Genomic DNA, 12,778 nt, shown 5'->3' with positions numbered 1-12,778 from the left:
GCGTGAGGCCCTCGCTTGGCGTCAAGTCCCGACCGAAGCACCGCATTCCCGTCGGACGGAAGCGGTAGGCAATGGGACTATCCGATGACGCGGAATTCACGCAACCTCTGTCATCGTTTCGCTGACGGGCGACCAATACGACAGCAGACGATCCCCTGCCGTAAGCGGATTGGATACGATCTCGGACAGGTCCATTTCTCGTGCGAGCCCCTCTGAGAATTCGCGGAACGGCAATAAGTTGATGAGGGGAACACCGATCAGGACGGGAACGGATAGCTCGAGCGCCCTGGCGATCAGCGATCTAAAACCGCCGCCTTCGACCTCGGTCTTTCCGAATTTGCAGAGGACCAGCAAGGCGGTTTGGCTTGACAACTGCGCTTCGGCCGCCGTGCAGGCGCGGAGCAGCCGATCGGTATTCAAAACGCAGCCCCGTGCTTGAGGACCTCGATCATCTGATATCGCGTGAAGCTCACCTGTGGCGAGGTTCCGAAGATACATATCGCATTTCAGGCGACCTGGCTTGGGCTCACTACGCTGGATGAGGCCGGCCAATCGCATGCCTTGCTTAGCCCTGGCAGCGGTGAATTCCTGCAAGAAAGCTTCGAACTTGGGACCGTCTGAATAAACGATCGCTGTGATTGGATAACCAAGGCGGCCGGTCTGCATGCGAGAGTTTCCTTCCCGTAACAATTTGCGTCAGTTAACGTCGAACCACAGCTGGTCAAACGGAAGCACTTCGAGGGGTGTGCCAACTTCGACAGGCGTTGATGCTCCAGGCACAACGGCAACGGCATCCGCGAATATCAACGGCATCATTCTGTGCGAGCCATCCGGCCCGCTGCGGTGTGCGGTCAAGCGACCCTGCTCGACGTTCAAGCGGACCGGCAGCAGTTCCGTGCGATCCGGCCTGCGGGGATGCGTGAAGTTTGTTTCGGCCGTGACGCGGTTCGCTGGAGCTTGACCGAGAAGGGCTTTTATCATCGGGCGCACGAAGGCGAGCGCGCCGAACGCTGCGGCTTGCGGGTTGCCGGGCAGGCCTATGAAATACGCGCCTGCAAGCGTGCCGAACGCCAGCGGCTTGCCGGGCTTCATCGCCACCTTGACAATGTCGAGGCCGCCCCCGGCACGTACCACGGCATCGCGCACATGATCTTCTTCGCCGACCGACATACCGGCGGTGACGATGATAAGGTCGGCCGTTCCCGCGATGCTTTCGAGCGCGTGTGTAATGGCAGCCAGGTCGTCACGAACGGTTAGGGACGTGACATGCGTGTTCGGCGCCGACAACAGCGCGCCAAGCATGGGGCCGTTGCTGTCGTAAATGGCGCCAGGTGGAAGCGGTTCGCCTGCATCGCAGAGCTCGCTACCGGTCGCGAGCACCACGATCCGCAGGGGACGGGCAACCGAAACCGTCGCAATGCCGAGCGCGCTTAGCAGCGCAACTTCTGTCCAGCCGATTACGCGGCCTGGCCGAAGGATAGTCGTGCCCTTCTTTACGTCCTCGCCAACCCGTCGAATGTGGGCACCGGCTTCGATGTCGAGCCCGATTTGCACGATATCGCCCCTGCGGGTTGCATGCTCCTGCATAACGACTGTGTCCGCGCCGCCTGGCAATGCCGCACCAGTCATAACACGATGGGCTGTCCCCGGTGCCAGCACGTTCGGTTTGTCGCCAGCGCACGTGCGCCCAGCAACAGGCAGAACCAAAGACACGCCCTTCTTGCCCGACAGGCGACAGGCATATCCATCCATCGCCGCCTGATCGAATGGCGGAAGGGCACACGGAGCTTTGATCGTCGCTGCCAGGATGCGTCCGACCGCATGCGCCAACGGCACGTCTTCCCGCCTGTTGAGCGGTTCAGCAAGTGCGACGGCGACGGCTCGAGCCGTTTCAAACGACATTATCTGCGCGCCTGAGCGGAAGCAGTTGTTGCGTAGTGCACCCATCGTCAGACAGCCTTCGCCGCTGGCAGGGACTTTTCGAGAATTGCGCGCATCGCCGCGAGGCCAGGATCCTTCGCGCGATTCATGAGACCGATGAGTTGCGTCCAATGATCGTCCGATGCGGTGTCCAGGAAATTGCGAACGGCCGAGCCGACGATCTCGGCCGGCAAACGACCGGACGCCTCAGCAGCGGCAGCCAGACGGGTCAACAAGACGGGCTCGTCGAACGCTTCGACAAGACCCATGGCAACTCTAGGATCTTCCAGCGAGGCTATGAGGTTTCCGAGCATCGCGTCATCCTCACTGCACTAACGGCGAAGATGAACCGTCGATGTCGATTCCGCTGATATCCGCCTGACCAACAAGCAGAGAGACGTATTGCGCCGTGGCTTGCCGATAGACATGCTCGGTCAAATAGGCGGCGATGCGCTCCCGCACCACATCGAACGGGAGCTGGCGGCCGTCGATGCGCCGCGTCAGGCGAATAAGGTGGACGCCGTAGCGGGTCTCCACCGGAGAGGAGATCTCACCGGGGACGAGATCAATCAGGGCGGCTTCGAATTCCGGCGTCGTGTCGCCCGGCCCGATCTGACCAAGGCTGCCGCCGATTGCGCCCGACGGACAATCCGAGCAGTCCCGGGCCAGTGCCGCGAAACGCTCCGGTGCGGTTGCCAGAGCCGATCTGAGCGACAGCATCTTTTCTCGCGCAGCGGCGAAGGCTTCGCCTTCATCGCGGCGGGCACCGATGAGAATGTGATCGGCCTCGTAGAGCGACGGCGTCACGAAACGGCGAAGGTTGTTTTCATAAAAGCGACGCAGCATCTCCTCGTTCGCCTCTGGCACACGGACTTCGCGCTCTATGAGGCCACGCACCTGCGCGTCTTCCACTGTCTCTCGACGACCGTCCTCGTCTGTCTTCTGCTCAACGTCGACATCGAGACGCCGTGCTTCCTGCAGGAGCAATTCGCGAATGACCAGCGCGCGCGTGGCTGCTTTCCACCCCTCGCCGGGATTGCGAGCGGGAAAGTTCTGCACTTCGCCGGCAATCGCCTTGCGCGATACCGTCACCCCGTTGACAGTCACGGGTGGCATAGCAACGCGTTCGCGCGATGGAGCCGTGTCGCGTGCCGCAGGACCATGCTCGTGCGGATGTTCGGAGGACGGTGCCCGGCTGGCCGCGTGATCGATGATAAGAGCGGTCATGATTTACTCCACAGGCTGGGGGACGGGAACAGCAACGGCCCGCACCGGTTCGGACGACCGGACCGTGGGCATGGGCGCGGGTGCCCGCCGCCCTGCAAAGCGCGTGCGCACCACCTGGTAGCCGGGGCGCCCGAGATACCAGATCGGCGCACTCCATACGTGAACCAGCCTCGTGAACGGGAAGACGAGGAAGATGGTCATACCCAACAGGAGATGCGCCTTGAAGATCGGGTTGACGTCGGCGACATACCCTGCGGCCGCTGGTTGCAAGGTGAGAATGCCCTGAGCCCAATTCATGAATTTCACCATCTCGTGGCCATCCATGTGACCGAGCGAGACGAAGATGGTGGAAAGGCCAAGGGTGAGTTGCAGCCAGAGCAACAACAGAATGGCGATGTCGCCGGGAGCGGACGTGTTGCGGATGCGGGCATCGAACAGCCGACGATGAGCGAGAAGCGCGATGCCGATAAAACAGGCGACGCCGGCGATGCCGCCGACCGTGATAGCGAGACCCTGCTTGAAGCTGTGGGAGATGCCGAGCGTGTCAAATACCCAGATCGGCGTTAACAGGCCAACGAAATGCCCGCCGAAGATCGCCAGGATACCCATATGGAAGAGATTGGAACCCCAGCGGAGCTGCCGCCGTCGCAGAAGCTGGGAGGAACCTGTCTTCCAGGTATACTGCTCGCGGTCGAAACGGATCAGGCTCCCAAGCAGGAAGACGGTCAGGCAGAAATAGGGATACCAGCCAAAAAGCGCGTCGTTAATTGTGTTGGACATCGCTTGCCTCCCGGTCAGGCCACGTTGTGCCGCGCGTCGCGGTTCGCGGCGCGCATCTGGATTTTCAACCTGTCGACGGAACAACCGTCGGTCGCATTTCCAGGGCCGAAAGTGACGGCGGTTTCTTCCCAGGCAGCATCGATAGCCGCCAAGTCGTCGGGCTCGTCGTCGATTTCGACAGCACCCACAATCACTGCGGTCTCGCTGACGATCGAGCGTATGGCTGCGAACACGCCAGCATAGCCTCCGTTTCGCTTCGCCAGCCTTTCCTCAAGCAGCGAGAAGATATGAGCGGTTTCATTGAGCAGGCCCCGCGCCTCATCGAGCGGACGAGCGGACAGAAACTCCAGCAAAAGCGGGATGAAATCGGGCAGTTCGTTTGCCGCGATCAGAAGCCCGCCCCGCCTATAATGTTCGACTAGATCGACCATCGCCTGGCCGCGGTCGCGGCTTTCGCCGTGTATGTGCTCGAAGAGATGCAGAGAGTGACGACGCGTCTTGTCGAACAGCTCGACGTAACGCTCTTGGAGATCGTACAGATCGAGGGTGTCTAGATCGACGAGCAGAGGACGCAATTGCTCTCTTGCTTCGTCCGACACCAGGCCCTCGGCCTCGATCGCCGCAGTGATTTCAGGGATCGCCGAGGAAAGGTCCTCCGTTGGATAGGCAAGGAGCGCAGAGAGCGCCCTGAAGGTCCTGTTCGAGACCGGGTTGATCATCATGCGATCTCCATCGGATTGGTTGGTCGCTTGGTCTGCTTGGTGCCAAAGAGGTTCGTCTCGGTGGAGCCGCTCGAGCAGCCGTTTCCAAAGGAGAAGCCGCAGGAGCCGCGCATGCCCTGAGCGTCCTCGCTCCACTCACGGTGTGCCGTCGGGATGACGAAACGATCCTCGTAATTCGCGATTGCCATCACCTTGTACATTTCGTCGATGGCCGTTCCCGTCAGGCCGACCCGCGCCGCGATCGACTCGTCGAGGCGACCGTCAATCGTCTTTGCCCGCATGTAGCTGCGCATCGCCAGCATGCGCTCGAGCGCGAGAGCGACAGGCTCCTCCTTGCCCGCCGTCAGCAGATTGGCGAGATATCGGAGCGGGATGCGCAGGCTGCGCACGTCAGGCATGTCGCCATCGATGCCCATTTTGCCTGCGGCCGCCGCTGACTGGATGGGTGAGAGTGGCGGCACATACCAGACCATCGGCAGGGTGCGGTATTCCGGATGAAGCGGGAAGGCAATTTTCCATTCCATCGCCATTTTCCAGACGGGCGACAATTTGGCTGCTTCCAGCCAGTTGTCGGGAATCCCGTCGGCGCGAGCTTGGGCGATGACGGCCGGGTCGTTCGGATTGAGGAAAACGTCGAGCTGCGCCTGATAGAGGTCCTTCTCATCGGGAGTGCTGGCAGCCGCCTCGATACGGTCCGCGTCGTAGAGGATTACGCCGAGATAGCGAATGCGCCCAACGCAGGTTTCGGAACAAACCGTCGGCTGCCCCGCCTCGATGCGGGGATAGCAGAAGATGCACTTCTCCGATTTGCCGGACGACCAGTTGTAGTAGATCTTCTTGTATGGGCAGCCGGAGACACACATGCGCCATCCCCGGCATTTGTCCTGGTCGATCAGGACGATGCCGTCTTCCTCGCGTTTGTAGATGGCGCCCGAGGGGCAGACTGCCGCGCAGGTCGGATTGAGGCAGTGCTCGCACAACCGAGGCAGATACATCATGAAGGTGTTCTCGAACTGGCCGTAGATGTCCTTCTGGACGCCCTCGAAGTTCACATCCTTTGAACGCTTCTCGAACTCGCCGCCGAGGATCTCCTCCCAGTTCGGACCCCACTCGATCTTCTCCATGCGCTCGCCGGTGATCGCCGACCGCGGGCGGGCCGTGGGGAAAGCCTTCGATTCTTTCGCCGTGTGCAGGTGCTGATAGTCAAAAGTGAATGGCTCGTAGTAGTCGTCGATCTCCGGCAGATCGGGGTTTGCGAAGATGTTGGCAAGGATACGCCATTTGGCGCCCATCTTCGGCTCGATGCGGCCGTTGTTCTTGCGCCGCCATCCACCATTCCATTTCTTCTGGTTTTCCCATTCCTTGGGATAGCCGACACCGGGCTTGGTCTCGACATTGTTGAACCAGGCATACTCGACGCCTTCCCGGTTGGTCCAAACGTTCTTGCAAGTGACGGAGCAAGTGTGACACCCGATGCATTTATCGAGGTTCAGCACCATCGCAATCTGAGCGCGGATTTTCATTCTGCAGCCTCCTTCGGCGCGTCGGATTCGAGCGGCCCTTCGAGCCAATCGACATTGGCCATCTTGCGGACGACGATGAACTCATCGCGGTTGGAACCTACGGTGCCGTAATAGTTGAACCCGTAGGACTGCTGCGCGTAGCCGCCGATCATGTGGGTGGGTTTCAGCACCGTTCGGGTGACCGAGTTGTGGATGCCGCCGCGGTGGCCGGTCATCTCCGATCCCGGTGTGTTCACGATCTTTTCCTGGGCGTGATACATCATCATCATGCCCGGCTTGACCCGTTGGGAGACGACGGCACGTGCGGTGAGTGCGCCGTTGATGTTGAAGACCTCGACCCAGTCGTTGTCGACCAGGCCGGCGGCCTTTGCGTCGGTCTCGGAGATCCACACCACCGGGCCGCCGCGGTTGAGCGTCAGCATCAGAAGATTGTCAGAATAGGTGGAATGGATGCCCCATTTCTGGTGGGGCGTGATGAAGTTGAGGACAATTTCCTTGTGCCCGTTGGGACGGACATCCTTGATACCCGGGATCGTCTTGAGATCGACTGGCGGCTTCCAGGTGACGAGCCCCTCACCGAAAGCCCGCATCCAGAGGTGATCCTGGTAGAGCTGCTGGCGGCCGGTCAATGTCCGCCACGGGATCAATTCGTGGACGTTGGTATAGCCTGCGTTGTAGCAAACTTTCTCGCTTTCGATGCCGGACCATGTCGGCGAAGAGATGATCTTGCGCGGCTGTGCCTGGATATCGCGAAAGCGGATCTTCTCGTCTTCCTTCGGCAAAGCAAGGTGTGCATGCTCACGGCCGGTGATCTCCGACAAGGCTTCCCACGCCTTGATCGCCACCTCGCCATTCGTCTCCGGCGCCAGCATGAGAATGACCTCGGCTGCGTCAATGTCGGTCTCGATCTTCGGCAAGCCTTTGGTCGAACCCTCGATATGCACGCCGTTAAGCGCTCCGAGCGCCTCGACTTCGTGCTCGGTGTTCCAGGCGATACCTTTGCCCCCGTTCCCAATTTTCGTCATCAGCGGTCCCAGCGCTGTGAACTGAGCATAGAGATTGGGGTAATCGCGGGTGACGAGCGCCACTGACGGCATCGTCTTGCCCGGGATTGGCTCGACTTCGCCAAGCTTCCAGTCCTTCACGTCGAGGGCCTGGGCCATTTCGGCAGGGCTGTCATGCTGGATCGGAGTGAGAACCACATCCTGCTCGACGCCCAGCACCTCTGGGGACACTTCCGAGAAAGCTTTGGCGAGGCCCTTGTAAATCTCCCAGTCGGAACGCGACTCCCAGGCAGGATCGACCGCGGCTGACAGCGGATGGATGAAGGGATGCATGTCGGACGTATTGAGGTCGTTCTTCTCGTACCAGGTGGCTGTCGGCAGTACGATGTCGGAGTAGACGCAGGTAGTCGACATGCGGAAGTCGAGCGTGACCAGAAGGTCGAGCTTTCCCTGCGGCGCCGTTTCATGCCAGACGACTTCGGTGTTGCGGACCGCCCCTTCCGGGCCGAGGTCCTTACCCATCACACCGTGTGTTGTTCCGAGCAGGTGCTTGAGGAAATATTCATGTCCCTTGCCGGATGAACCGAGCAGGTTCGAACGCCAGACGAACATGTTGCGCGGCCAATTGGCGGGATCGTCGGGGTCATGGCAGGAGAGTTCCAGTTCGCCGGATTTCAGCGCCTTGGCGACATAGTCCTTCGGCTCGAGGCCCGCGGCCTTGGCTTTGGCCGCGATTGTCAGCGGATTCTGCTTCAGCTGGGGCGCCGAGGGCAACCAGCCCATACGCTCAGCGCGGACATTGTAGTCGATGAAGCTCTTGTTCCAGTCACCCTCGGGCGCGGTCGGCGAAAGTATTTCGGCAGCCGTCAGGGTCTCGTAGCGCCACTGGTCGGTCTGCGCATAGAAGAACGACGTCGAGTTCATGTGCCGGGGTGGCCGGCTCCAATCGAGCGCGAACGCAAGCGGTGTCCAGCCTGTCTGCGGTCGCAGCTTCTCCTGCCCGACATAATGCGACCAGCCACCGCCTGACTGGCCGATGGCGCCACAAAAGACCAGGAGATTGATGATCCCCCGGTAAGTCATGTCCATGTGGTACCAGTGGTTGACACCGGCGCCGAGGATCACCATCGAGCGCCCATTGGTCTTCTCAGCGTTGGTGGCAAATTCACGGGCAACCGTGATGATCGCATCGCGCTTAACCCCGGTAATGCGCTCGGCCCAGGCGGGCGTGAACGGCACGTCCTCGTCATAACTCTTGGCCGCGTGTTCGCCGCCAAAGCCACGATCGACACCATAATTGGCCATCATCAGATCGTGCACGGTGGCAACTGCCACCTTGGAGCCATCGCTCAGCTTGATCCGCCGGATCGGAAGATTGCGCGTGAGGATCTCACCGTGATCGGTCGAGACAAAATGCTCGGTCGCGCGACCGCCGAAGTAGGGGAAATCGACAGCTGCAATCTCGGTTTTCTTGCCAGCAAGCGTCAGCCTGAGCCGAACGCTCCGGCCTTCGCCGTCCTTCTCCTCAAGATTCCATTTGGCGCCCTCGCCCCAGCGATAGCCGATCGACCCACGCGGCGAGACGAGTTTGTCCGTAGTCTCGTCGATCGCGACTGTCTTCCATTCCGGATTGTTGCTCTCGCCCAGACCACCAGCGATCTCAGAAGCCCGCAAGAGCCGTTCCGGAACGAACCGACCATCGCGTTCCGTGAGGCGAACCAGGAACGGCAAGTCGGTGTATTTGCGGGCATAGTCGTCGAAATACGGAACCGTGCGATCCAGGTAATATTCGCGAAGAATGACGTGGCCCATGGCCAGTGCCAGTGCAGCGTCAGTCCCCTGCTTCGGGTTGAGCCAGATATCGGCAAATTTGGTCGCCTCGGCGTAGTCCGGGCTGACGACCGCACTTTTCGTGCCCTTGTAACGCACTTCGGTATAGAAGTGCGCATCGGGGGTCCGTGTTTGCGGGACGTTGGAGCCCCAGACGATGATGAAGCCGGCATTGTACCAGTCGGCGCTTTCAGGAACGTCGGTCTGCTCGCCCCAGGTCTGGGGGCTCGCCGGCGGCAGATCACAATACCAGTCGTAGAATGACATGCATACGCCACCCATCAGCGACAGGTAGCGGGAGCCTGCTGCATATGAGACCATCGACATGGCCGGGATCGGCGAGAAGCCGATGACACGGTCGGGACCGTGAGCCTTTACTGTATAGGCATTGGCCGCTGCGATGAGTTCGTTCACCTCGTCCCAGGTGGCACGTACGAAGCCGCCGTGGCCGCGGATCGAGATGTAGGATTGCCGCCGAGCGTCATCCTTGACGATCGAGGCCCATGCGGCAACGGGCGGCATCGTGGCGCGCGCAGCCCGCCAAAGCTTCAGCAATCGCCCGCGGATCATCGGATATTTCACCCGCGCGCCGGAATAAAGATACCAGCTATATGAGGCACCGCGCGCGCAGCCGCGCGGTTCATGGTTGGGCAGATCGGGCCGCGTGCGCGGATAGTCGGTCTGTTGCGTCTCCCAGGTGACGATGCCGCCCTTGACGTAGATCTTCCAGGAACAGGAGCCGGTGCAATTCACACCATGGGTGGAGCGCACGATCTTGTCGTGCTGCCAGCGCTTGCGGTAGCCGTCTTCCCATGCGCGATCCTCGTTGGTGACGATGCCGTGGCCGTCGGAGAAACTGTCGACGGTCTTGCGGAAGAAGGTTAGCCGGTCGAGAAAATGCGACATTGCTTTTGCCTTTGATTATTCGGCTGCGGCCGGTTGGACGGATGCGCCACGCTTGGCACGCTCGATGTCGTGAAGAAGGCCGCCCTTGCGAGTGTAGACGGCCCAAGTGATGACGAGGCAGCTGACGTAGAAGATCAAGAACCCCCAGAGCGCGGCACTCGGCCCGCCCGTCAAGGCGATCGAACTGCCATAGCTCTTCGGGATGAAGAAGGCGCCGAAGGCTGCGATCGCTGACGTAAAGCCGGTGATGGCAGCGGACTCCTTCTCCGCCTGCCGACGGCGCGTCTCTGCATCTGCCATGGGCATCAAACGGCCCATCTCCTTGGCCATGATCACCGGGATCATCTGGAACGTGGAGGCATTGCCGACACCGGTGGCGAAGAACAGCAGCAGGAACGCGGCAAAGAAGCCAAGGAATGCACCAGGTTGATCCTTGATGCCGATGAACCACAAAACCCCTGCTGCACCCGCAATCATTAGGACGAAGACCCAGAAGGTGACACGCGCGCCTCCGTACTTGTCCGCAAGCCACCCGGTGCCCGAGCGCGACAGGGCTCCGACAAGCGGGCCGAGAAAGGCGAACTGAAGTGCGTTGACGTCTGGGAACAACATTTTCGTGAGCAGCGGGAACCCGGCCGAATAGCCGATGAAAGACCCAAATGTTCCTGTGTAGAGCCAGCACATGATCCAATTGTGCCGGCGCTGGAAGATCACAGCCTGCTCAGTGAAGGATGCTTTGGCCGAAGCGATGTCGTTCATGCCGAACCAGGCTGCGAAAGCCGAAATCGCAATAAACGGCACGAATACGAAGCCGGCATTCTGCAGCCATAAGGGCGCCTCGCCCGTCGGTCCCTTGACCATGGCCGGATCGCCACCGAACCAGCCGAATATCCCGGCGGTGATAGCGAGCGGCACGACGAACTGGACGACGCTGACGCCGAGATTGCCAAGGCCAGCATTGAGCGCAAGTGCATTGCCCTTTTCCGCCTTCGGGAAGAAGAAGGAGATATTGGACATGGACGAGGCGAAGTTGCCGCCGCCAAGGCCGCAAAGCAACGCCAGCATCAACAGCACGACATAGGGCGTGTCGGGATTCTGCACTGCATAACCGATCCCGACCGCCGGGATGAGGAGCGACCAGGTCGTTAGGGTCGTCCAGAGCCTGCCGCCGAAAATCGGCACCATGAAGGAATAGAAGATGCGCAGCGTCGCGCCCGAGATTCCGGGCAGAGCTGCAAGCCAGAAGAGCTGGTCGGTGGTGAAGGTGAAGCCCACAAGCGGAAGCTTGGCGACGACGACGGACCATACCTGCCAGATGGCAAAAGAAAGGAGAAGCGCCGGGATCGAAAGCCATAGGTTGCGGCGTGCGATGCGGTGGCCGCTTTCAGCCCAGAATACCTTGTCCTCCGGACGCCAGTCCGTGAGAGCATCACCCGATCGGGCTCCTGTCACGGGCTTGGGCATGCCCTGCATTTCGGGGAACGGCGGGAGCTTGGCGAGGGCTTCACCGACGACTCCACGTTCCATCTGGCGGATGGCCACGTGCATCCACAGGAGTGCACCAGTAACCAGCACAAAGAGCGCCATGAAGCAGCTCGTCCACAGGCCGGTGAGGTCAAGCAGCAAACCGAACAGGATCGGCAGCAGGAAGCCGCCCAGGCCGCCGATCATCCCGACGAGGCCGCCGACCGAGCCCACATGCTTGGGATAGTAGACCGGGATGTGCTTGTAGACCGCAGCCTTGCCGAGGGCCATGAAGAAGCCCAGCACAAAAATCGTAATGACGAAGCCGACGAGGCTCATCTCCAGGTGAAAGGACGTCGCACCCTTGAGCCCGTGGACCACGTAGTCGGTCGGCGGATAGGACAGGACGAAGGTCGCCACGACTGAGACCAGGAAGGTCCAGTAGAGCACGCGCCGCGCGCCAAAGCTGTCGGACAGGTGTCCGCCATAGGCCCGAAAGAGGCTCGCCGGCACCGAGAAGAAGGCTGCAATCATGCCCGCCGTCTTGATGTCGAGGCCGTAGACGTTGATGAGATATTGCGGCAGCCAGAGCGCGAGCGCGACGAAGGCGCCGAAGACGAAGAAATAATAGAGTGCAAAGCGCCAGATCTGCACATTCTTCAGGGGTTCAAGTTCGAGCCAGGCGCTTTTCGGCCTGATGCCGGACCGCCGACGTTCGACGATAATGGGATCGTCCTCCGTCGTGAGCCAGAAGATGACGGCCATGACGACGAGAGCTACTGCCCAGACTTGTGCGACGACCTGCCATCCAAAGGCGACGAGCACGAAGGGAGCGAGGAACTTGGTGACCGCGGCACCGACATTGCCGGCGCCAAAGATGCCAAGTGCTGTCCCTTGCCTTTCCGGCGGGAACCAGCGGGACACATACGCAACACCAACTGCAAAAGAGCCGCCAGCTATACCAACGCCGAGGGCGGCCACCAGCATTTGCGGATAGGTGTGAGCATAGGACAGCAGAAAGGTCGCAACTGCGGCGGCGAGCATGTTCGCCGTGAAGACGATCCGGCCGCCATAGCGGTCCGTCCAGATACCCAGCACGACCCTAATGAGAGAGCCCGTAAGAATTGGCGTGCCGACAAGCAAGCCGAATTGCGTTTCGCTGAGGCCAAGTTCCTGGCGCATGCGAATGCCGATGATGGAGAAGATGGTCCAGACGGCGAAGCAGACCGTGAATGCTGCCGTGCTCGCACCCAGGATTTGACCGGACTTCGGATACACAGTCGTTTGCATCGTCGACGGCCCCTTTGACAGTTGGTCCATGGGAGCGGAAACATGTCCGCCCAAAGCCAAAATGGCCAAACTGGCGCCCTGCGACATTGATCTAGGTCAAGGACCGCTGTGA

9 protein-coding genes are annotated in these 12,778 nt (G+C 60.6%); all 9 read right to left on the bottom strand.

The features are described 5' to 3' along the window. Positions 1-96: 96 nt before the first annotated feature. The 9 genes from FJ978_RS14495 to FJ978_RS14455 are packed head-to-tail and all read right to left on the bottom strand — an operon-like array spanning position 97 to position 12,666. The gene (locus tag FJ978_RS14495) at positions 97-666 is read right to left on the bottom strand and encodes a DUF2478 domain-containing protein (protein ID WP_140572649.1); all 570 of its coding nucleotides are present in this window, start codon (positions 664-666) and stop codon (positions 97-99) included. A gap of 30 nt (positions 667-696) precedes the next feature. Then, complete coding sequence (gene glp / locus FJ978_RS14490) at positions 697-1,902, bottom strand: gephyrin-like molybdotransferase Glp (RefSeq protein WP_181180400.1); 1,206 nt, start codon at positions 1,900-1,902, stop codon at positions 697-699. A gap of 47 nt (positions 1,903-1,949) precedes the next feature. Continuing rightward, the gene (locus FJ978_RS14485) at positions 1,950-2,234 is read right to left on the bottom strand and encodes a hypothetical protein (RefSeq protein ID WP_140572647.1); all 285 of its coding nucleotides are present in this window, start codon (positions 2,232-2,234) and stop codon (positions 1,950-1,952) included. A 10-nt stretch (positions 2,235-2,244) separates the two neighbouring features. Further along, a complete protein-coding gene (locus FJ978_RS14480) occupies positions 2,245-3,147 on the bottom strand; it encodes a peptidylprolyl isomerase (RefSeq protein WP_140572646.1) in 903 nt (300 codons plus the stop codon). Between the two features lie 3 nt (positions 3,148-3,150). After that, complete coding sequence (gene narI / locus FJ978_RS14475; RefSeq protein ID WP_140572645.1) at positions 3,151-3,927, bottom strand: respiratory nitrate reductase subunit gamma; 777 nt, start codon at positions 3,925-3,927, stop codon at positions 3,151-3,153. A 14-nt stretch (positions 3,928-3,941) separates the two neighbouring features. Then, complete coding sequence (gene narJ, locus FJ978_RS14470; RefSeq protein ID WP_246678127.1) at positions 3,942-4,649, bottom strand: nitrate reductase molybdenum cofactor assembly chaperone; 708 nt, start codon at positions 4,647-4,649, stop codon at positions 3,942-3,944. After that, entirely contained in the window at positions 4,646-6,172 is a 1,527-nt protein-coding gene (gene narH, locus FJ978_RS14465; RefSeq protein ID WP_140572644.1) for a nitrate reductase subunit beta, read from the bottom strand. The genes narJ and narH overlap by 4 nt, the downstream gene beginning before the upstream one ends. Continuing rightward, entirely contained in the window at positions 6,169-9,912 is a 3,744-nt protein-coding gene (locus FJ978_RS14460) for a nitrate reductase subunit alpha (protein WP_140572643.1), read from the bottom strand. The genes narH and FJ978_RS14460 overlap by 4 nt, the downstream gene beginning before the upstream one ends. A 15-nt stretch (positions 9,913-9,927) precedes the next feature. Then, positions 9,928-12,666 (bottom strand): MFS transporter, encoded by a 2,739-nt coding sequence (locus FJ978_RS14455; protein ID WP_140572642.1) that lies wholly within the window; start codon positions 12,664-12,666, stop codon positions 9,928-9,930. Between the last annotated feature and the right edge of the window lie 112 nt (positions 12,667-12,778).

Origin of the sequence: Mesorhizobium sp. B1-1-7 (assembly GCF_006442705.1) — a bacterium.
GTDB classification, from domain to species: Bacteria; Pseudomonadota; Alphaproteobacteria; order Rhizobiales; family Rhizobiaceae; genus Mesorhizobium; species Mesorhizobium opportunistum.
Note: the sequence above shows the minus strand (reverse complement) of the source record. Positions and strands in the feature narration are given on the sequence as shown.

Coding starts and splice junctions, on each gene's coding strand:
- FJ978_RS14460 (WP_140572643.1), bottom strand. CDS start 9,912: ATGTCGCATTTTCTCGACCGGCTAACCTTCTTCCGCAAGACCGTCGAC.
- narH (WP_140572644.1), bottom strand. CDS start 6,172: ATGAAAATCCGCGCTCAGATTGCGATGGTGCTGAACCTCGATAAATGC.
- FJ978_RS14480 (WP_140572646.1), bottom strand. CDS start 3,147: ATGACCGCTCTTATCATCGATCACGCGGCCAGCCGGGCACCGTCCTCC.
- narJ (WP_246678127.1), bottom strand. CDS start 4,649: ATGATGATCAACCCGGTCTCGAACAGGACCTTCAGGGCGCTCTCTGCG.
- FJ978_RS14485 (WP_140572647.1), bottom strand. CDS start 2,234: ATGCTCGGAAACCTCATAGCCTCGCTGGAAGATCCTAGAGTTGCCATG.
- narI (WP_140572645.1), bottom strand. CDS start 3,927: ATGTCCAACACAATTAACGACGCGCTTTTTGGCTGGTATCCCTATTTC.
- glp (WP_181180400.1), bottom strand. CDS start 1,902: ATGTCGTTTGAAACGGCTCGAGCCGTCGCCGTCGCACTTGCTGAACCG.
- FJ978_RS14455 (WP_140572642.1), bottom strand. CDS start 12,666: ATGCAAACGACTGTGTATCCGAAGTCCGGTCAAATCCTGGGTGCGAGC.
- FJ978_RS14495 (WP_140572649.1), bottom strand. CDS start 666: ATGCAGACCGGCCGCCTTGGTTATCCAATCACAGCGATCGTTTATTCA.